Genomic DNA, 21602 nt, shown 5'->3' on the forward strand with positions numbered 1-21602 from the left:
AACGCACACAATCGGTGACGCGGGGTGGAGCAGCCCGGTAGCTCGTCAGGCTCATAACCTGAAGGTCGCAGGTTCAAATCCTGCCCCCGCAACCATACTCAATAAAGCCCACAGCCCTACAGAGAACGCCCAGCGTGGCCGCGCGCGGAGCCACCATCCCATTGCCGCACCGAGCCGGCAATCACGATGGCAAAAAGCAGGCGGAACATCATGCCAGGCAACTCCAACAGATGGCGGTTTTCGCCATTTCGGTACAGCCAGTTCCAAGATCCTGTTGACGGGACGCTCCGCAATACCCGACGGCATCAGCCAGCCACGTGGTTGAGCCGGCGGTCTGGATCACGTGTGAGCGCTGCGGCGTGCTGTTGCCGCGATCCGAACGCCTCACGTCATGCCGTCCGTCCGAGTGGTACGCAGCATAGTGTCCCCTCGGGCGGCTTGCTTGTAAGGCAGATCCTCTATCGTGAAGGAACCGGATGAAGGCATCCCAGCACCGGAGCATGCAGTTGATGCCTTGGCCAGATTCAGGGCGCGCGCTAAGTTCCTGCCGGAGGACGACATGCTCGTCTGCTGTTGATGCCGCGATCGATCTTGAGCACCGCATTGGAGAAGGTGTGGGATGAACCGGCCGTCGACGTGAAGACGCTGTTGCCTAATAGCGGGGGCTGACGCTCGCGACTGACTTTTTTGGAAGGCGCGCGCGACACGGCCGGTTTGGTGCCCGGCATTAAGCGATGATTGAGGGCTCCCACACCTCGCCGATGCCGCGTCAGGTGGGGACCGGGCATAAGCCCGCGCCGGGGCATAATCTGCTCCCCCAGCTGCCGAACGGGCCGCAGTCTCATCTATCTGGCGGCCACCGTCGACCGGTTCAGCCGCAAGGTCGGCACCCATCGGCCCTTTCATCACGCTGGAGACAAACTTCTACGTGGAAGCGCTCGAGGAGGCTAGGCTCGCTGCGGCAGGGCGGAGATTTTCAACACGAACCAGAGACGGTCAGTTCACAGGTCAGGCTTTCACGAGTGTGCCCCGGCGGGAGGGAGTTACCATCAGCATGGGCGGCCGCGGGTCGAACTGGGCGGCGGCGGTTCTACGACGGCGGCCTTTCCCCTAACGGGGCTATGGCCGTACCGCCTGCCACGAGGACTTTAACGAGGCGGACGGATGCCGTTCGCTGCTGCTGACGTCAGGAGAAGAGCGAGCGCTGATCGCTTTCCTTGGTACGCGTTTGGGAAACCGCAATCCTGCGCGGGTCTCGCCTGTCACTCTTGGAAGATGCTTGCGCAAATGCCCTCTAAGGGAGCGGTACCGGTTCGTCGGTGGCCCGGAAATGGGAGGGATGCAGCGGAGGGCTTTGCCGCCACGGACGTCATCGCTCTTGTCCACTCGACCCTTATGCTATAAGCTATAGCAAACTCCTAGGGAGAATGCATGCCATGAAGTTTGAGCGTATCAATCCGCTGACGGGCGATGTCGCCTCCAGTGCAGAGGCCATGACGGCAGACCGGATGGCAGCGATCGCCGAAGTTGCCGGCGGCGCGCAGCCCGCCTGGGCCGCACTGGGGCCCAATGCGCGCCGTGCCGTCCTGTTGCGCGCGGCAGACGCTCTGGAAGCGCGCAAGGACGCATTCGTAGACGCCATGATGGGCGAAATCGGCGCAACGGCCGGTTGGGCGATGTTCAATCTGACCTTGGCTGCCGGTATCGTGCGCGAAGCCGCATCGCTGACAACCCAGATCACCGGCGAAATCATCCCGTCTGACAAACCAGGATGCCTTGCCATGGCGATCCGTGAACCGGTTGGCGTGATCCTTGGCATCGCGCCGTGGAATGCCCCGATCATCCTCGGCGTGCGAGCCATCGCGGTTCCGCTCGCCTGTGGCAATGCCGTTATCCTGAAGGCCAGCGAACAGTGCCCGCGCACCCACGCTCTCATCATCGAGTCCTTTGCAGCGGCCGGCTTTCCCGAAGGCGTGGTCAATGTCGTCACCAATGCCCCGGCCGATGCCCCTGCGGTGGTGGGGGCCCTGATCGATGCGCCGCAGGTGAAGCGCATCAATTTCACCGGCTCCACGGCCGTGGGCAAGATTATTGCGCAACGCGCCGCCGGCCTGTTGAAGCCTTGTCTTCTCGAGCTGGGCGGGAAGGCACCGTTCGTGGTCCTGCATGATGCCGATCTCGACGAAGCGGTGAAGGCCGCCGCCTTCGGTGCCTTCATGAACCAGGGCCAGATCTGCATGTCGACCGAGCGCATCATCGTGGTCGAGGCGGTGGCGGATGCCTTTGCCGAGAAGTTCGCGGCGAAGGTGGCCTCGATGGCTACCGGCGATCCGCGTGAAGGCACGACCCCGCTGGGTGCGGTCGTCGACCGCAAGACTGTTGATCACGTCAACGCCCTGATCGCCGACGCCGCCGGCAAGGGCGCGACGGTGCTGACCGGCGGCCAGGCGGACAGCGTGCTGATGCCCGCCACGGTGGTGGACCGGGTGACTTCGGCCATGAACCTCTATCGCGATGAGAGCTTCGGCCCCGTTGTCGCCATGATCCGTGCCCGCGACGAGGAACATGCGATCGAGCTGGCGAACGATACCGAGTATGGCCTTTCGGCCGCCGTCTTCACCCGCGACGCCGCGCGCGGTCTGGGTGTGGCGCGCCGCATCAAGTCCGGCATCTGCCACGTGAACGGCCCGACGGTGCATGATGAGGCACAGATGCCCTTTGGGGGCGTCGGCGCCTCGGGCTACGGCCGCTTCGGCGGCAGGCAGGGGATCGACAGCTTCACCGAGACCCGCTGGATCACGGTGGAAACGCAGCCGGGCCATTTCCCGATCTGACCTGAAGCCCTGCGATGAGCGCCTATCCTCCTCCGGGACGGGCGCTCATGTCCACCAGTTCGGCCTGCTCGCCACAGCCTCCGGCGCGCAGAGCGCCGGGACCAGAGCAGGGTCCGTGTGTTCTGTGCTTCAGGCGGCTCGGTTTCGGCCCCCATTCCTGGCTGGGGAGAGACAATGACCATCGACTTGGAAAGCGTACGCGCGATCGATGTGCATGTGCATGCCGAAGTTTCGTGCCACGATCCGGAAGATCCGGTGATGGCTGAGTTCTTCGACGCGGCGTCGGCCTATTTCAAGATGCCACGCGAAAGGCCGAAACTGCCGGAGATCGCGGCTCTGTACCGGGAGAAGCGCATCGCCTTCTGCCTTTTTACAGTGGACTGCGAGAGCAATCTGGGCGCGCGCCGGGTCTCCAACTATGAAGTTGCGGACTTCGCGGCCGAGAACGCGGATATCTGCATTCCGTTCGCATCCATAGATCCGCACAAGGGCAAGCTTGGTGCGCGGGAGGCGCGCGACCTTGTCGAGAACCACGGTGTCCGGGGATTCAAGTTCCATCATATCCTGCAGGGGATCGATCCCGCAGATCGGGTGGCCTGGCCGCTCTATGAGGTCATCGCGGAGTATGGGTTGCCGGCGATCTTCCACACCGGCCATTCGGGGATCGGCACCGGGATGCGCGGCGGCGGCGGCCTTCGTCTGAAGTACGGACAGCCGATACTGGTGGACGACGTGGCGGCGGATTTCCCGGACATGAAGATCATCCTCGCTCACCCGAGCTGGCCATGGACGGACGAAAGCCTGTCCATGGCGCTGCACAAGACTAACGTCTTCATCGATCTGTCCGGTTGGAGTCCCAAGTACTTTCCGCCGCAAGTGGTGCGCTACGCCAATGGCCAGTTGCGGGACAAGGTAATGTTCGGAAGCGATTTTCCTGTCATCCACCCCGACAGGTGGATCGATGCCGCCAGGGATGCCGGCTTTCGTGAAGACGTTCTACCCGGGATCATGAAGAACAACGCCGCCCGCGTGCTCGGCCTCGCATAGGAGCTGCAGTTCGAGCGTCGACAGCGGCGAGTCTTTTGCTGAGGCGGCAGCCGTAGCAGAGGAAGGGTTCAAGGAAGCATCAACGCCAGATCGCGTTCAGCGCGGGAAGCAGGTGGTCGCGATGCTCTTCGGGAACGCGTTGCAGCAGGCCCTGTTCGTAGACCTCGATCACGCTGGCAAGTTCCGTCACCTTGGCGGCGCCTTCGGCGGTCAGCACGATAGCGAGCGATTTGCCGTCGAGCGGTTTGCGCCGGATCCACCCCGCGGCTTCCAGGCGGTTGAGCAGCGGGACCATGTTGGCGCGCTGGATGTCCAGCGTCTTGCCGATCTGGCTGCTGGTTAAATCCGAGCGATCCTGCACCAGCAGAAGCACGGCCGCCTCTGTGATTCGAAAACCCCGGTCGCCCAGGATGTCGCCCAACTCCCCCATCACGGCGTTAGCGGCACGGCGCAGCGCATATCCCGGCAGCCGCCCCAGAAGATCAGTCATGCCCTCTCCTTATGCTATTGACGATAACAATCGGGTTGCTATTCCTTACAGCAATCAAGCAAAGAGGAATGCCATGCAAGACCGCGCTGAACACGATACCGTTTCGTACACGATCGAGAATCGCATCGCCTGGGTGTCGTTCAACCGCCCCGAAAAGCGCAACTGCATGAGCCCGAGCCTGAATCGCCGGATGCAGGAAGTTCTGGACGAGCTGGAATTCCGTGACGATGTCGGCGTGCTGGTCCTGACCGGCGAAGGGTCGGCCTTTTCGGCGGGCATGGACCTCAAGGAGTACTTTCGCGAAAACGAGGAAAAGGGGCTCGGCCACGTGCGCAAGGCCCAGCGCGAGGCCTACGGCTGGTGGGAGCGCCTGCGCTGGTACGAGAAGCCGACGATCGCGATGGTGAACGGCTGGTGCTTCGGCGGCGCCTATGGCCCGCTGTTCGGCTGTGACTTGGCGGTGGCGGCCGAGGACGCGCAGTTCGGCCTCTCCGAGATCAACTGGGGCATCCTGCCCGGTGGCGGCGCCAGCAAGATCATCGTGGAACTGACCGGCTTCCGCAATGCCATGTATCACGCCATGATGGGCGAGAACGTGGATGGCCGAAAGGCGGCGGAATGGGGCCTGGTCAACGAAGCAGTGCCTGCGGACACGCTCAAGGAGCGGGTCACCGAGATCGCAACGGTCCTGCTCGGCAAGAACCCGGTCGCACTGCGCGGCACCAAGTGGGCAATCCGCCGCGTGCGCGAGATGACGTTCGACAATTCGATGGATTATCTGGTCCGCACGCAGGAGGCAGCCAACTTTTTCGATGCCGAAGGCCGCAAGGAGGCCACGCGCCAGTTCATCGATGACAAGACGTACAAGCCCGGTCTGGGCGCATACGATCTGAACAAGGCGCGCTGAGCGCCGGGCCGGGAGAGGCAGCGATGAACGATAGAACCCTTTCCAGGGGCGCCGTTGCGCGTCTGCTGCGCCCGCGCTCCGTCGCGGTCGTGGGGGCGAGCGACAAGCCAGGAGCGCTGGGCGCCTCAGTGCTTGGCAACCTTGACCGCAACGGCTTCGGGGGTGAAGTCTACCCGATCAATCCCAACCGCGAAACGATCGGCGCACGTGCGTGCCTGCCGTCGGTGGAGGCCCTGCCGGAAGGCGTCGACGTGGCTGTCCTGGCGATCCCGCAGGCCGGTGTTCTCGAGGCCGTGCGCGGACTGGCTGCGCGCCAGTGTGGCGGCGCCATCATCTTCTCCGCCGGCTTTGCCGAAGGCGGCGAGGAAGGCAAGGTGCAGCAGGCGGAGATTGCCCGTATCGCCGCAGAGAACGGCATGGTCATCGAGGGACCCAACTGTCTCGGGCTGGTGAATCACGTCGACGGTATCCCGCTGACCTTCGTCGAAACCGCAACCGCCGCGCCGGCCGGCAGCCGCGCGGTGGCCGTGGTGTCGCAATCGGGTGCCATGGCGGCGGTCCTGTGCACCACGTTCCAGGCCCGGGATCTGGCGATCAGCTATTCGGTTTCAACCGGCAACGAGGCTGCCAGCGGCGTGGAGGATTACGTCGACTGGCTGGTGGATGACGAGAACACGCATGTCATCGCCATGATCGTCGAGCAGTTCCGCCGCCCGGCCCGCTTCCTGGCGGTGGCGCGCCGGGCCCGTGACGCCGAAAAGCCGGTGGTGCTGCTCCACCCCGGAAAGTCCAGCGCGGCACGTGAATCCGCAGCGACGCATACCGGCGCCATGGCCGGCGACTACAAGCTCATGCGGCGCAAGGTGGAGCGTGCCGGCGTGATCTTCGCAGAGACGCTCGAGGAACTTGGCGACATTACTGAAATCCTGCTGCGGGGACCCGCGCTGGCGCAGCCCGAACTTGCCGTCCTGGGCGAGTCCGGAGCCTTCAAGGCGCTGACGCTCGACCTCGCGGAAGAGCTTGGCATCCCGCTTGCTCCGCTGAGCGACGGGGATTCACCGGCGTTGCGTGCTGCGCTGCCGCCGTTCGTGCCGGTCAGCAATCCGCTGGACATCACCGCACAAGGCCTCAGCCAGCCGGAGATCTACACCAACACGCTCGTGGCCCTGCTGGATGACGACCGCGTCGGGGGCGTGGTGGCAGGAATTATCCAGACCGATCCGGTGACCTGCGGCATTAAGGTGCCGGCGATCCTGGCGGCGCTGGATGGTCGCACGATCGAAAAGCCTCTGATCTTTGCGGGTCTGGATGAAGGCGCTCCGATCCCTGAAGAGGCTATCGCGGCGCTGCGGGCGAAGGGCATCCCCTGCTTTCCCAGTTCCGAGCGGGCATTCCGCGCCATGGCGCGTCTCGGCGCTCTTGCCGGCCGCGACCTGACCACCGCGAACGCGGCTGCGACGCCCATCCCGGGGCTGGGCGAGCACCACGGCGTGGTGGCCGAGTACCATGCCAAGGCGCTCCTGGCGCCGCTGGGCTTCGCTTTCCCGACAGGCCGCTTCGCCGGCAGCGCCGAGGCTGCGGTGGCGGCCGCCGACGCGGTCGGTTATCCGGTCGCGATGAAGGCGCAGGCTGCGGCACTGGGGCACAAGAGCGATGCCGGCGGTGTCATCCTGAACCTTGCGGATGCCGATGCGGTGGAGCAGGCCTGGCGTCGCATCCATGACAATGTCAGCTCCTACGATGCCTCGCTGGTGCTGGACGGCGTGCTGATCGAGAAGATGGGCGCGCGCGGAGTGGAAATGATCGTGGGCGGGCGCAACGATCCTGAATGGGGACCGGTGGTCCTCGCGGGCTTCGGCGGCGTCACGGCGGAGATCCTTCAGGATGTGCGTCTCTTCACGCCTGACATGCCGGTAGCGCAGATCGAGGCGGAACTGATGCAGCTCAAGAGCGCACCGTTACTCGCGGGCTACCGCGGCTCTCCCGCACTGGATGTGCCGGCGCTGGCGAAGCTGGTGGCACAGGTGGGGACGATACTGGCAGCCGAACCTGCGCTCGAGGAGATCGACTTTAATCCCGTCATCCTGCATCCTGTGGGGCAGGGCGCCATTGCGCTTGATGCCCTGATGCTGGTGCGACACGACAGCACAATGTAAAGCACTTGGCGGGAACGCCGCGATCACGAAGTCGCGGTGTCCTGCGGGTGTGGGAGAAGATATGGCTATACATTCCACCGGCAATCCCGCCCATGCTGTTCAGGCCGGGGATCCGCGTGCCATCATCGCACAAAGCCCGATGCGCCTGCGCCAGTTGCTGGCCATCGCGACATGTGTGGCGCTCAATGCGCTCGATGGCTTCGACGTTCTTTCAATAAGCTTCGCCTCGCCCGGTATCTCAGCGGAATGGGGCATCGACCGTGCGGCGCTGGGCATCGTGCTCTCGATGGAATTGATCGGCATGGCCGCCGGCTCCGTTCTGCTCGGCCCGCTCGCGGATCGCGTGGGCAGGCGGCCCACTGCGCTTGTGTGTCTCCTGATCATGGCGCTGGGCATGGCGGCGACGGCGCACGTGCACGCGATATGGCAGCTGGCCGCGTTCCGCCTTGCCACCGGCATCGGCATTGGCGGCATGCTCGCCTGTACCAATGCAATGGTCGCGGAGTATGCCAATGACCGCTGGCGAGGCGCGGCGGTCGCCGTGATGGCGGCAGGTTATCCCATGGGAGCCATCGCGGGAGGAGCGTTTGCAACCTCGCTGCTGGTGGACGGCAGCTGGCGCGACATCTTCACGTTCGGAGCGATCGCCAGCGCCGCTCTGATACCGTTCCTTCTCGTGCTGACCCCGGAAAGCGTCGGCTATCTGCTGCAGCGGGAGCGTCGCGACGGCACCTTGGCGAAGGTCAACCGCGCACTGGCGGGGTTGGGGCACGGACCGGTCGACCGCCTGCCGGAGCCGCTCGTCCATGCGAAGGCGAAGACATCGTTTCATCGCCTGTTCGCCGGTGACTTGCGGCGAACCACGCTCCTGCTTGCCGCAGCCTACTTCTGCCACGTGATGACGTTCTATTTCATCCTGAAGTGGGTGCCGAAGATCGTCGTCGACATGGGCTATGCCGCTTCGGCCGCCGGCGGCGTGCTGGTCTATGCCAACGTGGGCGGCCTGCTGGGTGCGCTGCTGCTCAGCGCGTTGACGCTGCGTATTCCGCTGCGGTCCATCATGATCGGTACGATGGTGCTGTCGACGGCAATGGTCGTCTGGTTCGGGCAGGGGCATGCCGATCTCGTGAGCCTGGCCTTTGCGGCTGCAGCGGCGGGCTTCTTCACCAATGCCGGCATGGTCGGCTTCTATGCCCTGATCGCATCGTCATTCCCGACCGCTGCGCGGGGTGGCGGCACCGGGTTTGTCATCGGCGTGGGGCGCGGTGGTGCGGCGTTGGGGCCGGTGGTCGCCGGGTTCCTGTTCGAAGGCGGCATGGGACTGAGCGGCGTGGCCGTGGCCATGGGCCTGGGCTCGCTCGTCGCGGCGGCAGCAATCCTCGGATTGCCCAGCAAGGCTGTCAGCGTCGAGGACTGAAAAAAGGCGGCGGGTCTGACCCGCCGCCCCTGGACTCATTCGCACGGCTGAACATCGGAGGTCCCGGGGCGATCCCGGAACCTTCTGCCTTCATGCGACTTCGGCAAAATCCTCGGTGTCGATCGTGCCGCGCATGACTTCGGGATAGCGGTGACCGGCGACCGTCTGCTGGTTTATGAGCACGCCCACCTGCTCGATCACGGCGGGGGCAATCTCAAGCCCGGAGGCGGCGTGGTTCTGGTCGAAATGCGCGATCGAACGGGTGCCGGGAATGGCGTGCAGGTGCTCTCCCCGCGAAAGCACCCAAGCGAGCGAGAGCTGGGCCGGGGTGACTCCGGCCGCCGCAGCCAGAGCATCGAACCGGTCGATCATCGCGCGATTGTGCGGCCAGTTTTCAGCAAGGAAACGGGGATGCGTGCGGCGCAGATCCTTTTCGGATAGCGCTGAGACGTCGCGCAGTTCACCCCCCAGCGCTCCACGAGCGACGGGAGAAAACGCAACGAGGGCAATGCCGAGCTCACGCGTGACATCCAGCACGCCCAGCTCCACGTTGCGTGTCCAGGGTGAGTATTCAGTCTGCACGGCGGCCATCGGGTGGACGGCGTGCGCCTCGCGGATATGGGCGGAGGACCACTCGGAGACACCGTAAGCGCCGATCTTCCCCGCCTCAATCGCCCGGACCATGGCACCCACCGAGTCGGCGACAGGTACCTTCGGGTCAAATCTGTGCATGTAGAAAAGATCGACGTGATCGGTGCCTAGCCGCTTCAGACTGCCTTCCAGCGATGCGGTGATAGCGTCAGGGCTGCAGTCAATCCCACGCCGTGCGCCGTCGACGATGATCCCGGTCTTGGTGGCCAGAAGAAAGTCGCCGCGGCGGGCCATGATCGCTTCGGCCAGGATCTCTTCGCTGACCCCGCCGCCATAGATGTTGGCGGTGTCAAAGTGGTCACACCCGGCATCCAGAGCGTGACGGAACAGCGCCACCGCATCCTCGCGGGAAGGCGGGTTTCCGTAGGCCCAGGCCACGTTCATGCAACCCAGGCCGACGTTGTGGACCTGCCGGCCCGCGAGCATGCGGTTCGCCATCAGCTCCAGCCGTCCTGCTGTTCGAGGCTGTCGGCAAGTTCGCCGATCACCCGGTAGCAGTCCAGCACCTGGGCAACAGAGGAGTTGGGCTCACGGCCTTCGCGGATTGCGGCCACGAACTCGCGGTCCTGCAGTTCGATGCCGTTGTTAGACACCGCGACGCCGGTCAGGTCGACCGGTTCTTCCTTGCCGTTCACCAGATCGTCGTAGCGGGCGATATAGGTCCCCGTGTCGCCGATGTAGCGGAAGAAGGTTCCCAGCGGGCCATCGTTGTTGAACGAGAGCGAAAGGGTGCAGATCGCTCCTGTTTCGGCCTTCAGCTGGATCGACATGTCCATCGCGATGCCGAGTTCCGGATGCTTCGGACCCTGCATGGCATGAGCGGCGACGATCTTGCCGGACTGGTAGGCGAACAGGTCGATCGTGTGGGCCGCATGGTGCCAAAGCAGGTGGTCCGTCCAGGAACGGGGCTGGCCCTTCGCGTTCATGTTCTTGCGGCGGAAGAAATACGTCTGCACGTCCATCTGCTGGACCGCGAATTCACCGGCGACAATCCTGTCATGGACATACTGGTGCGATGGGTTGAAGCGGCGCGTATGGCCGACCATGCAGACGAGGCCGGTTTCCTGCTGCTTGGCGACCACCGCCTGAGCATCGGGCCAGGAATCGGAAAGGGGAATTTCCACCTGTACATGCTTGCCGGCGTCCATGCAGGCGATCGCCTGCTCCGCGTGCATCTGCGTGGGCGTGCACAGGATCACGGCGTCGACGTCGGGCAGGGCGAGCGCTTCCGAAAGCTCGGTGCCCGAGTGCGCGGCGCCGTACTTGGCGGCGACTTCAGCGGCCTGATCGGCACGGCGGCTGATGACCGAGGCGATTTCCACACCATCGATGTTCTTGAGGCCGTCGAGGTGCTTCTCTCCGAAAGCACCTGCGCCCACGAGGGCTATGCGCATGATATTCTCCTTGGGGTATTCTGACTGGTGGCGGGCTGATGCGGACGGTCAGATCGCGGCCTGCGCCGCACCGTTGTTGCCTTCCAGCGTGGGGCTTGGCGGCACCGTGCCGTCGACCGGTTCCAGCACGATGTGCCCGATCGCGGTGTTGGAGCAGGGCACGTGATAATGACGATGCAGTGCTTTCGTCTCGCGACCCAGTGCGCCGCGCATGATGAGCCACATGACCATCTCGATGCCTTCCGAGCCGGTTTCGCGCAGATACTCGATGTGCGGTATGAAGCGCAGGGCCTGCGTGTCACCCACCATGCCGTCGAGGAACATATTGTCCCACTCGGCATTGATGAGCCCGGCCCTTTGCCCCTGGAGCTGGTGACTCATGCCCCCGGTGCCCCAGACGTGCACCTTCAGATCCTCGCCATACGACTGCACGGCCCGCGCGATCGCCTCGCCGAGCGCCCAGCAGCGGTTGCCCGATGGCGGGGGGTACGTGACGACATTGACGGCGAGCGGGATGACCTTCGCAGGCCAGGCCTCGGGGGCGCCGTACATCATCGTGAGCGGCACGGTGAGGCCGTGGTCGACGTCCATCTCGTTGATGATCGTCATGTCGAACTCATCGAGCACGAGACTCTGCGCGATGTGCCACGCAAGGTCGGGGTGCCCTTCGACATCGGGCACCTGGCGCGGGCCCCAGCCTTCGTCGGCCGGCTTGTAGCGTTCGCCGCAGCCGATGGCGAAGGTGGGGATGATCTTCATGTCAAAGGCCGATGCGTGATCGTTGTAGACCAGGATCACCACGTCGGGCTTGTTCTCGGGCTTCGCGATCCACTCCCGCGTCCAGTCGTAGCCGGCGAAGATCGGGTCGAAGTAGGCGTCGCGGTCCTTGCCGGTGTCGGCGGCAACGCCAAGCAGGGGCACGTGGCTGGATGCGATACCGGCTGTGATGCGAGCCATATCAGTAACTTTCCTTTATCGAGCGCACGCCCTTGGGGGAGCGGCCGCCGGCGTCCATCATCGCCTTGTACTCATCCACGTTCATGCCGGTCATCGTCGAGACCGCCTGCACGAAGCTCAGGCCATCGGTGGAGAAGACTTTCGACAGGAAATAGATGTTGCCGCCAAGATCGAGCAGCCGGTTGTAATCGCGGGCAAGGACGGCGTCCTTCTGCTCCTGGCTCATCGGCCATTCGTCCAGGTAGGCGCGTTCGTCGGCCAACCAGCGTGCGCGATTCTCGGCCTTCATGAGGCTCATCGCGAACTGGTTCAGGTGATACCCCTGGCGCGCCCTGGCAGCGGTATAGACGCGCGTACCCGGTATGTCGTCGAAGGCGCCAAGGTATTCGTGGATGTCCTTTGGACCTGTCATGCTTCCTCTCCTGCCCGCATCTTGCGGGCGATGATCTGACGGGCGCGCACGCCGCCCTCGTCGATGCGGTAAGCGTTGAGCTTCATGTCCGGGTTGGCGAGGATGGCCGCCTGCTGCGCTTCGAGGATCTCGCGGTCTTCGGCGAACACCCCGCCCTGCTGGGCCTTGAAGCGGGCGGTGAAGCCGGCGTCATCAATGTCGAAATTGCGTGCCATGCCCCAGAAATAGTGATGGCTCGTCTCCGTTTCAGGAGTCATGAAGTCTACCACCATGCCGCGAACCCCCTGGTCGTGGCTCTCGATCGTCGCGCCTGCGCCCACGGGTGCAACGCCGACATCGATCATGACCGCGGAGGGAAGGATAAACTGACAGACCTGCCAGCGGTCGACCGGGCCGGGCTTCTTCAGGGCGCCGCGCCAGAACGGCGGCGCGTCGATGCCGGGCATCCAGCGCGAGAGCAGCACGCTTTCGCCTTCGATCCTGCATTGCAGCGGCGCCTCCAGGATTTCCTGCTGGCCGATGGATCCGGCGTGCACGTAGGTTTCGTGTGTCAGATCCATGAGGTTGTCGATCATCAGGCGATAATCGCAGGCTACCGGATAATATCCGCCGTCGAAGGTCCAGCCCTCGGCGCTGCAGGGCCACAGGTCGGGAATGAGAGCAGGATCGGCCTTGTCCTTATCGCCGATCCACAGCCAGACGAAGCGGTGGCGTTCTGCCACCGTGAAGGTTTCTGCGCAGATGCGCCTGTTCACCGTCTCCGTCTTGAGCGGCATCTCCTCCGCCACGCCGTCCGGTCCCAGTTTCAGGCCATGGTACTTGCAGCGGATCGAATCACCTTCGCGGATGCCAATGGACAGCGGCAGCATGCGGTGCGGGCAGGCGTCGCGCATGGCCACGACAGAGCGGTCGAGACGACGATAGAACATCATCGGCACACCGCATATCGTGCGTGCGAGGGGCGCGGAGTCGATTTCCGCATCCCAACCGGCGACGTACCAGGTGTTGGTAAGCCAGGTGCTCACGCTCAGAGCCCCCGTGCCGCAAGTTGCGCGTCGAGACGCGGGAAAACCTTGCGGGTGTTGCCCTCGAAGATGGCGTGGCGTTCCTCGTCGCTGATGTCCAGCGCATCAATGTAGCGCTTGGTATCGTCGAAGTAATGCCCGGTAGTAGGATCGATCCCGCGCACCGCGCCAACCATTTCAGAACCGAACAGGATGTTCTTGTTGTCGATCACGTCCGCCAGCAGATTAATGCCCGGCTGGTGGTAGACGCAGGTATCGAAGAACACGTTGTTCATGATGTATTCGTCCAGGCTGGGCTTCTTCAGCATGTCCGCGAGTCCGCGATAGCGGCCCCAGTGATAGGGCACCGCACCGCCGCCATGCGGGATGATGAAGCGCAGTCCCGGGAACCTGGCGAAGAGATCACCCTGCATCAACTGCATGAAGGCGACGGTGTCGGCCGCGATGTAGAAGCCGCCGGTGGCGTGCATCGCCGGGTTGCACGACCCCGAAACGTGGATCATCGCCGGGACGTCCAGTTCGCACATCACGTCATAGAGGGGGAACCAGTATTCGTCGGTGAGCGGTGGGTGCTCGAAGTGACCGCCACCCGGATCTGGGTTGAGGTTGCAGCCGATGAAGCCCAGGTCCTCGACGCAGCGGCGCAGTTCCCTGATCGAGGCGGAAAGGTCCGCCTTGGGGCTCTGCGGCAGCATGCAGACGCCAGCAAACGTCTCGGGGAACATCTTCACCACTCGGGCGATCAGGTTGTTGCAGTGGAACGCCCACTCTTCCGAAACGGCCTGGTCGCCCACATGATGCGCCATGGCAGAGGCGCGCGGTGAGAAGATCGTCAGGTCGGCGCCGCGCTCCTTGATGAGCTTGAGCTGGTTCTGCTCGATCGTCTGGCGGATTTCCTCATCGGAAATGTCGGGATAGGCCGGGATGGGCTCACCAGCCTTGAAGGCGGCAATCTGCTCCTCGCGCCAGGCGTCGTGAGCCTTGGGCAGGACAGTGTAGTGACCGTGACAATCGATGACGAGCGACATGGCTCAATGCTCTCCCTTGGATGTTTTGGTGATGGCCACCAGCTTGGCCTCAAGACCTTCCGGCGGCGGAGTGAGGCCCAAGCCGCCCAGTGCCTGCTGGCGCGCTACGGTGTTCTGGGTCATCAGCGGATCGATGCCGAGGTCGCGCAGCATCTGCGCAGCCTCCGCCATCTCCGCAGCGCGGCGGCGCCCGTGGACGAGCATGCGATCCAGGTTGTAATCCGCGCGGATGGCCCAAGGCGACGGCTTCTCGCTGGCGTCGAGCGAAGCCAGTACGGCATCGGCCACACCTTCGGCATGGGCGGCCAGCATCATCTCGGCGGTGAGGGCTTCCAGGCCCTTGACCATGACCGAGCGGACCAGCTTGATTGCCGACGCGCGGCCAATGTCGTCGCCCACGACGCTTGTCCTGGCGAAACCTGCTGCCCGTAGGCTCTCTTCCGCCTCAGCCGCATGAGGGCCCGAGAGGTTGAGCGGAACCGTTAGGTGCGCAGGGCTGACTGGGGCCATGATCGCCACGTCCACATACCGCGCCCCGGCCGCTTCAAAGGCCTGTGCAGCCTCGCGCTTCGTCCCGGGAGCCACGGAGTTCATATCGCAGAACAAGGCGTCCTTGGCGATAAGTCCGGCGCAGTGCCGAGCGACGGGCAGTGCCTGATCTGCAGTCACGAGCGAGAGGACCAGCGATGCTCCGTCCAGCGCCTGCTCCACGCTATCGCCGACCGCCACCCCCAGCTCTTCCATGGCAGCGCGACGATCAGGCGCGATGTCGAAGGCAGCCGCTCCGTCGCTCCAGTTTCCGCAGCGGGCGAATGTCGACGCGGCCTCGCCGAAGCCGATCAAGGCTATGGTTCCTCTCATGCCGCCATAACTGACGATCCGAGCAGTCTCCAGCAAATTGGAACTGTCGAACGGCTATAAGGACGGGCTAACTGTCACCGCGCGACGGGCCGCGCCGACCGGTTCAGGCGAGCGTGATGTGAGGTCAGGCGCAATCCCCCGCCGCAGCCTCCAGATCGGCAAAGAACTCTGCCTGGACCTCCGTGGGCAGCAGCGATGCGCGGATCGTCATGCCGATCGTACGGGCAAAGCGCTCAGGCAGGCGGGCAAGCGGCTCGAGCCATCCCGCCTCCAGTTCGACCGAAACCTGATCGGGAGAGAGGAGCGTGATGAAATCGGTCCCCATCAGAACCTGCCGTATCATCATCGCCGATCCGGACTCGATCGGCACCGCAGGCAGGGGGAGGCCCTGATCGCTGAAGTACCCTTCGAACCCGTCGCGCAAGGGGGTTCCGCGCGGGGCCAGCGTGAAGGGAAAGCGCGCAAGGTCTGCGGCATCGGGCGCAGTGCCGCTCAGCGGATGTCCGCGCCTTGCGTAGAAGCCGGGCACGTCGTCGAACAGGCGGTGCTGGACGAGGTCCGGTTCGGTCAGCGGATCGCGCAATGCGCCCACCATGACATCCAGCACGCCGCTGCGCAGGGGCTCCACCAGTTCGGTGCGTGAACCCTCGACGATGGTGAGGCGCACTTGCGGCCGCCGGGCCAGAAAGCGGGCGACTGCGGCGGGCAGGATCCGGGCGCGCGAAAGCGGCATTGCGCCGATGGCGATGCGTCGCGTCTCATGGCCCCGCAAGGCCTGCACCTCGGAGAGTGCGGCTTCCAGTTCGACCTGTGCCAAGCGCAATTCGCGCGCCAGCTGGTTGCCCGCCTCGGTGGTCATGGCGAACTTCCCGCGCCGCGTCACCAGCGCACGGCGCATGGCCAGCGAAAGGTCGGTCACGGCACGGTGGATGGATGGCACGGAAAGCCCCGTCGCCTGGCTGGCGCCGGTATAACTGCCCGTTTCGGCCACGGCCAGCATGGCCCGCATCCGCGGCATGGTCACGTGCGGACTGCGCACGTGGGCGAGTGCCGCAGCGACGCGAGCGGCCAGGATGTCGCCGGCGCGAGTAGGAATCATCCCGTCGTGGCGGCGTTCGAACAGCGGAAGCTCCAGCATGGCCTCAAGGCGGGCCAGCGCCTGTGTTATGGCAGGCTGGCTGAGATTGACCGCGCCCGCGGCGGCATTCACCGTTCCCAGGCGGGCAATTCGCTCCACCGCATGAAGGTGGCGCAAGTTCAGCGTCCAGATGTCCATCCCACAACACTTAGCCAAAACCAATCGCACTTTCCAAAGTTCTCTTTCCGTAGAGGGCGTCAGTTCCCCATCTGTGAGGCGAAAGAAGGAGTGCATGTCATGAGTGGTATCGTCGTCCAGAACATTGAGCGTGCCGATCCTGCCGTGATCGACGGGCTTGCCCAGTGCGGCGTGGCCACTGTGCATGAGGCACAGGGGCGAACCGGTCTGCTGGCCAGCTACATGCGCCCGATCTACAGCGGCGCGCGCATTGCCGGGTCGGCTGTCACGATCAGCTCCGCGCCCGGCGACAACTGGATGGTGCATGTCGCCATCGAACAGCTCAAGGACGGCGATATCCTGCTGCTGGCACCGACCAGCCCGTGCGAGGACGGTTACTTCGGCGATCTTCTGGCGACGAGCGCGCAGGCGCGCGGCTGCCGTGGCCTGATTATCGATGCCGGCGTGCGCGACGTGCGCGATCTCACGGAGATGCAGTTCCCCGTCTGGTCCAAGGCGATCTCTGCGCAGGGCACCGTGAAGAACACGCTGGGTTCGGTCAACGTGCCCGTGGTTTGCGCCAACGCCATGGTCAACCCGGGCGACGTGATTGTGGCGGACGATGACGGCGTCTGCGTCGTTCCGCGTGAAAAGGCGGCCGAGGTGCTCGCTGCGGCGCAGGCGCGCGAGGCTAACGAAGGCGAAAAGCGCCAGAAGCTGGCCGACGGCGTGCTGGGGCTGGATATGTACAAGATGCGCGAACGCCTGGAGAAGGAAGGCCTGAAGTATGTCTGACCCGGCGCACAGCGCACCCTGCCTGTGGATGCGGGGTGGCACGTCGAAGGGCGGCTACTTCCTCAAGGACGATCTGCCGACCGATGTGGCTGCGCGTGATGCTTTCCTGCTGCGCGTCATGGGCTCGCCCGATCCGCGCCAGATCGACGGCATGGGCGGAGCCGATCCGCTGACCAGCAAGGTCGCGGTGGTGTCCCGGTCCACACGCGAAGGTATCGATGTCGATTACCTCTTCCTGCAGGTCTTCGTCGACAAAGCGGTTGTGACTGATGCGCAGAACTGCGGGAACATTCTGGCGGGCATAGGGCCGTTCGCCATTGAACGTGGATTGGTCGCCCCCACAGGCGATGAGACGCGCGTGGCGATCTACATGGAGAACACCGGCCAGGTGGCGGTCGCCACGGTGCAGACGCCGGGCGGGACGGTGAGCTATGCCGGGGACGCGGCGATCGATGGCGTTCCAGGGACGCATGCGCCCGTGCCGCTGGAGTTCCGCGATACTGCAGGCTCTTCGTGCGGAGCGCTCCTGCCGACCGGCAACGCTGCGGATACCGTCAACGGGGTGCCCGTCACGCTGATCGACAACGGCATGCCCTGTGTCGTGTTCAAGGCGCAGGATGTGGGTGTCACCGGCTATGAGGATCGCGATACGCTCGACGCGGATGCCGATTTGAAGACGCGGATCGAGGCAATCCGCCTTGCGATCGGCGAGCGCATGAACCTGGGCGACGTGACGGACAAGTCAGTGCCCAAGATGATGCTGGTCGCCCCGCCCCGTAATGGCGGCGCGATCACGGTCCGCAGCTTCATCCCGCACCGCGCCCATGCCACCATCGGCGTGCTCGGCGCTGTTTCGGTCGCGACTGCGTGCCTGATCGAGGGGTCGCCCGCCGCCGAGGTCGCGGCGATACCCGAAGGGGCGCGCAAAATCCTGTCGGTGGAACACCCGACCGGCGAGATGACATGCGTGCTGGAGACAGATGATCACGGAGCGGTCGTAAGCGCCGCGTTGCTGCGCACGGCGCGCAAGCTGATGGACGGTATCGTCTTCGGCTAGGCCGGCAAGCCACACGACAGGAAGAGAGAACCGGCGCCGGCCCTATCTGCCAAGGCCCGCGCACAACAGAAGGTCAAGGGATGTCCGAACGCATCGTCAGTTGGCACGACGCTCCGTCGAAGCCGCTCTATACTCCGCCCGCAGGCGCCGTTGACGCGCACTGCCATGTCTTCGGGCCGAGGGCGCAGTTTCCCTTCAGCGCGAAGGCGAAGTATCTGCCGGAAGATGCCGGTCCGGACATGCTGTTCGCCCTGCGCGATCAACTGGGTTTCGCGCGCAATGTGATCGTGCAGGCCAGTTGCCACGGCACGGACAATGCCGCCACGCTGGACGCCATCGCGAAGAGTGCGGGCAGGGCGCGCGGCGTCGCGGTGGTCGATCCTGCGATCTCGGAAGAGGAACTGGCTGCGCTCCACGAAGGCGGCATTCGGGGTATCCGTTTCAACTTCCTGAAGCGTCTCGTGGACGATGCGCCGAAGGACAAGTTCCTTGAGGTGGCGAAGCGGCTCCCTGCAGGATGGCACGTCGTCATCTACTTCGAGGCCGATATTCTTGATGAACTTCGCCCCTTCATGGACGCAATCCCCGTTCCGCTCGTGATCGATCACATGGGACGCCCGGACGTGAGCCAGGGCCCCGATGGCACAGACATGAAGGCGTTCCGCGCCTTCCTGAACAGCCGCGAAGATATCTGGTTCAAGGCCACGTGCCCGGATCGGCTGGACGCTGGGGGGGATCCGTGGAACGCCTTTGCCGAGGCCGTGGGACCGCTCGTTGCCGATTACCAGGATCGGGTGCTGTGGGGTACTGATTGGCCGCATCCCAACATGCAGGATGCAATCCCCGACGATGGCCATTTGGTGGACATGATTCCCCGCATTGCTCCGACCGAAGAGCTGCAGCGCAAGCTGCTCGTCACCAATCCGATGCGGCTTTACTGGCCCGAGGAAATTTGAGAGCTGCCCAGCTATGACGGATCGCGGGTAACCAGTCGCAGGTATTCCAGGGCATGGCCCTCTTCCCTCGGCAGGAGGAGGGCTTATTTACATCGCTGCTGTCAGAGAGGCAGGCCTACGTAGTTTTCCGCGATAGAACGCTGGGCCGCCTCGCTGGAAGCGATGTAATCCAGCTCGGCCATCTGGATGCGACGTTCGAATTCGCCATCTTCCGGGAAACGGTGCATCAGCTTCGTCAGCGACCAGCTGAACCGCTCCGCCTTCCAGACGCGTGCCAGGGCCGTTTCGGAATAGGCCGCCACCCGGTCGTTGTCGTTCTTCTTGAAGAAGGCGGTCAGTGCCTCCGCCGCGTAATGCACGTCGCTTGCGGCCAGGTTCAGCCCCTTGGCGCCGGTCGGCGGCACGATGTGAGCGGAATCGCCGCAGAGCAGCAGGCTGCCATAGCGCATTGGCTCGAAGACGAAGGACCGCAGCGGTGCTATCGACTTCTCGATAGAAGGCCCACGCGTGATGTGCGCGGCGGCCTCCGGGCCGAGGCGTACGCTTAGCTCGTCCCAGATCCGCTCATCGCTCCAGTCCTCCACCTTCGCTGTCACCGGCACGTCGATGTAGTAGCGGCTACGCGTGTTGCTGCGCTGGGAGGCGAGAGCAAAGCCGCGGTCATGGTTGGCGTAGATCAGTTCGTGGTTGCACGGCGGCACGTCGGCCAGAATGCCAAGCCACCCGAACGGATAGACGCGTTCGAAGGAGCGGGCGACGGAGGCGGGAACGGCTTTGCGGGACGGACCGTGGAAGCCGTCGCAGCCGATCACAAAGCGGGCCTCCACGCGCTGTTCGGCGCCGTCCTTGGTATATGTCACGTAAGGCGCGTCTCCGGCGACCTCGTGCAGGGCGACGTTGGCGGCTTCGTAGATCACCTCGACCCCGCGCGGCGCGGCCGCTTCCATGAGGTCCCGGGTGAGTTCGGTCTGGCCATAGACCATCACCTGCTTGCCGGTCAGCGCCTTGATGTCGATGCGGATCAGGCGCTCGCCGTCGGCAAGGTTGAAGCCATCATGCGGCAACCCTTCTGCCTTCATACGAGCGTCAAGCCCGAGACGCTCCATCAGGCCCACCGTGACCTGTTCCAGCACGCCGGCGCGGATGCGGGACAGTACGTAAGGGCCGGTCTGGCGTTCGAGAACGACGCAGTCGATCCCCTCGGCCTTGAGAAGGTGGGCCAGCAGCAGGCCAGCGGGGCCTGCGCCGATGATGACGACGTCTCTGCGCATGGAACATGTCTCCACAGGCGGCGCGCTCTGTTCTGGCGCATTCGCAATACCCGAGAATTGACAGGAAGGCGACAGGGGAAGAAGAGATGTATGGGTCAATTGACAGGTACTTTCGGGACATCGACATGCTGCCCAGCACCATTCCCACGTTCATGCTCTACGGCGAGGAGCCCGGCGATGCAGTGGCGGAGTTCGCGCATATCGAGACGATCGCAGTGCGCAGCTCGGTGTACGATTGGGAGATATCGCCGCACCGTCACATGCGCTGCATCCAGGTTCTGATGGTATTGCACGGACAGGTGGAGTTTCGGTGCGACGGCGCCGTGCGGACGCTGGAGGCGCCCTGCTTCATGGTGGTGCCGATCGGCAGTGTTCACGGCTTTCGCTTCACGCCCAGCACGATGGGCTACGTGCTCACTTTGTCCGCAGGGTTCACGAGGCGGGCGGAGAGGAAAGAGGATGTCATGCTGGCCCTCCTGACTCAGGGCGGCGCGGGAACGATCCCGCCCGAGTATGAGGAAAGGGTTGCCTGGCTCTGCAAGGAGATGTTGGCCGTCCAGGGGGACTGGCGCGCACCGCAGCCGCTGTTCCTCACCCTGGCTGAGGCGCTCGCCCGCTCGCTGCCCGCCGTTCAGGACCAGGAAGCCTCTTCCCCGGCCGACGAGCGGCTGGCCGGGTTCCGCAGGCTGGTCGAACTGCACCTTCGGGAGCACCGAAGCGTTGACTGGTATGCAGGCCAGCTGAACGTCACCGCCAAGACCCTGACGCGCCTCTGCCGCCGCGTACTGGATTGTACACCGACCGACCTGATCCACGCGCGGCTGGTTATGGAGGCGCAGCGGCTGCTGACCTTCACCAACGCCAATGTCGTACAGGTGGCAGACCAGTTGGGGTTCGCCGACAGCTCCTATTTCTCCAGATTTTACCGGCGCCTGACCGGGCACAGCCCCCAGCAGGACAAGCGCGGCCCTGCCGGCAGCCGGATCCCGCCTCGCTGAGCCTTCGGACTTATAGCCAACGGCGATGACAGAGGTGCCGTTCCTGCAATCCGGCATCTGGCGTGCAGCGACACCAAGGCCGAGCTTCGGC

The 21602-nt window shown here is 64.4% G+C and carries 19 protein-coding genes and 1 tRNA gene; 10 read left to right on the plus strand and 10 right to left on the minus strand.

All coding sequences use genetic code 11. The annotated features are described in order from the left end of the window. The first annotated feature begins 18 nt into the window (after positions 1-18). The 3 genes from QOL62_RS15950 (at position 19) to QOL62_RS15960 (ending at position 3881) form a co-directional block, all read left to right on the plus strand. Positions 19-95, plus strand: a tRNA-Met gene (locus QOL62_RS15950). Between the two features lie 1341 nt (positions 96-1436). After that, positions 1437-2834, plus strand: coding sequence for an aldehyde dehydrogenase (locus QOL62_RS15955; RefSeq protein ID WP_283406938.1), 1398 nt, complete (start codon positions 1437-1439; stop codon positions 2832-2834). A gap of 174 nt (positions 2835-3008) precedes the next feature. Continuing rightward, on the plus strand, positions 3009-3881 hold the full coding sequence (locus QOL62_RS15960) for an amidohydrolase family protein (RefSeq protein ID WP_283406939.1): 873 nt from the start codon (positions 3009-3011) through the stop codon (positions 3879-3881). Positions 3882-3960: 79 nt separating this feature from the next. On the opposite strand, the gene QOL62_RS15965 is transcribed toward QOL62_RS15960, so the two are convergent. Further along, the gene (locus QOL62_RS15965; RefSeq protein WP_283406940.1) at positions 3961-4371 is read right to left on the minus strand and encodes a MarR family winged helix-turn-helix transcriptional regulator; all 411 of its coding nucleotides are present in this window, start codon (positions 4369-4371) and stop codon (positions 3961-3963) included. A gap of 73 nt (positions 4372-4444) precedes the next feature. Here QOL62_RS15965 and QOL62_RS15970 point away from each other — a divergent pair, with 73 nt between their 5' ends. The 3 genes from QOL62_RS15970 (at position 4445) to QOL62_RS15980 (ending at position 8851) form a co-directional block, all read left to right on the plus strand. After that, complete coding sequence (locus QOL62_RS15970) at positions 4445-5278, plus strand: p-hydroxycinnamoyl CoA hydratase/lyase (protein ID WP_283406941.1); 834 nt, start codon at positions 4445-4447, stop codon at positions 5276-5278. 23 nt (positions 5279-5301) lie between these two features. After that, entirely contained in the window at positions 5302-7434 is a 2133-nt protein-coding gene (locus tag QOL62_RS15975) for an acetate--CoA ligase family protein (protein WP_283406942.1), read from the plus strand. A gap of 61 nt (positions 7435-7495) precedes the next feature. Further along, positions 7496-8851, plus strand: a complete 1356-nt coding sequence (locus QOL62_RS15980) for an MFS transporter (RefSeq protein WP_283406943.1) — start codon at positions 7496-7498, stop codon at positions 8849-8851. A gap of 90 nt (positions 8852-8941) precedes the next feature. Here the strand turns inward: QOL62_RS15980 and QOL62_RS15985 are convergent, their stop codons facing one another. The 8 genes from QOL62_RS15985 to QOL62_RS16020 form a co-directional block, all read right to left on the minus strand. Beyond that, a complete protein-coding gene (locus QOL62_RS15985; RefSeq protein ID WP_283406944.1) occupies positions 8942-9940 on the minus strand; it encodes an aldo/keto reductase in 999 nt (332 codons plus the stop codon). Then, positions 9940-10896, minus strand: a complete 957-nt coding sequence (locus QOL62_RS15990) for a Gfo/Idh/MocA family oxidoreductase (protein WP_283406945.1) — start codon at positions 10894-10896, stop codon at positions 9940-9942. Before QOL62_RS15990 ends, QOL62_RS15985 begins: the two co-directional genes overlap by 1 nt. Before the next feature lie 48 nt (positions 10897-10944). Then, entirely contained in the window at positions 10945-11853 is a 909-nt protein-coding gene (locus tag QOL62_RS15995; protein WP_283406946.1) for a class III extradiol dioxygenase subunit beta, read from the minus strand. Between the two features lies 1 nt (position 11854). After that, positions 11855-12265, minus strand: a complete 411-nt coding sequence (ligA, locus tag QOL62_RS16000; RefSeq protein ID WP_283406947.1) for a protocatechuate 4,5-dioxygenase subunit alpha — start codon at positions 12263-12265, stop codon at positions 11855-11857. Continuing rightward, the gene (locus QOL62_RS16005) at positions 12262-13290 is read right to left on the minus strand and encodes an aromatic ring-hydroxylating oxygenase subunit alpha (RefSeq protein ID WP_283406948.1); all 1029 of its coding nucleotides are present in this window, start codon (positions 13288-13290) and stop codon (positions 12262-12264) included. The genes ligA and QOL62_RS16005 overlap by 4 nt, the downstream gene beginning before the upstream one ends. A 2-nt stretch (positions 13291-13292) precedes the next feature. Next, positions 13293-14318, minus strand: coding sequence for an amidohydrolase family protein (locus QOL62_RS16010; protein ID WP_283406949.1), 1026 nt, complete (start codon positions 14316-14318; stop codon positions 13293-13295). Positions 14319-14321: 3 nt separating this feature from the next. Beyond that, complete coding sequence (locus QOL62_RS16015) at positions 14322-15179, minus strand: NAD(P)-dependent oxidoreductase (protein ID WP_283406950.1); 858 nt, start codon at positions 15177-15179, stop codon at positions 14322-14324. Positions 15180-15303: 124 nt separating this feature from the next. After that, positions 15304-16455, minus strand: a complete 1152-nt coding sequence (locus QOL62_RS16020) for a LysR substrate-binding domain-containing protein (RefSeq protein WP_283406951.1) — start codon at positions 16453-16455, stop codon at positions 15304-15306. 99 nt (positions 16456-16554) lie between these two features. Here QOL62_RS16020 and ligK point away from each other — a divergent pair, with 99 nt between their 5' ends. The 3 genes from ligK (at position 16555) to QOL62_RS16035 (ending at position 19242) form a co-directional block, all read left to right on the plus strand. Continuing rightward, positions 16555-17229 carry a 4-carboxy-4-hydroxy-2-oxoadipate aldolase/oxaloacetate decarboxylase gene (gene ligK, locus QOL62_RS16025; RefSeq protein ID WP_283406952.1) on the plus strand — a complete coding sequence of 225 codons (675 nt, stop codon included), beginning with the start codon at positions 16555-16557 and terminating at the stop codon, positions 17227-17229. Beyond that, positions 17222-18286 carry a 4-oxalomesaconate tautomerase gene (locus QOL62_RS16030; protein ID WP_283406953.1) on the plus strand — a complete coding sequence of 355 codons (1065 nt, stop codon included), beginning with the start codon at positions 17222-17224 and terminating at the stop codon, positions 18284-18286. The genes ligK and QOL62_RS16030 overlap by 8 nt, the downstream gene beginning before the upstream one ends. A gap of 80 nt (positions 18287-18366) precedes the next feature. Further along, positions 18367-19242 (plus strand): amidohydrolase family protein, encoded by an 876-nt coding sequence (locus QOL62_RS16035; protein WP_283406954.1) that lies wholly within the window; start codon positions 18367-18369, stop codon positions 19240-19242. Positions 19243-19343: 101 nt separating this feature from the next. Here QOL62_RS16035 and pobA read toward each other — a convergent pair whose 3' ends face one another. After that, positions 19344-20513 (minus strand): 4-hydroxybenzoate 3-monooxygenase, encoded by a 1170-nt coding sequence (gene pobA / locus QOL62_RS16040; RefSeq protein ID WP_283406955.1) that lies wholly within the window; start codon positions 20511-20513, stop codon positions 19344-19346. Between the two features lie 86 nt (positions 20514-20599). Between pobA and QOL62_RS16045 the strand changes: the two genes are divergently transcribed. Beyond that, on the plus strand, positions 20600-21511 hold the full coding sequence (locus QOL62_RS16045; protein ID WP_283406956.1) for a helix-turn-helix domain-containing protein: 912 nt from the start codon (positions 20600-20602) through the stop codon (positions 21509-21511). Positions 21512-21602: the final 91 nt, after the last annotated feature.

This window comes from Novosphingobium panipatense, assembly GCF_900182875.1.
Classification (GTDB): domain Bacteria; phylum Pseudomonadota; class Alphaproteobacteria; order Sphingomonadales; family Sphingomonadaceae; genus Novosphingobium; species Novosphingobium panipatense.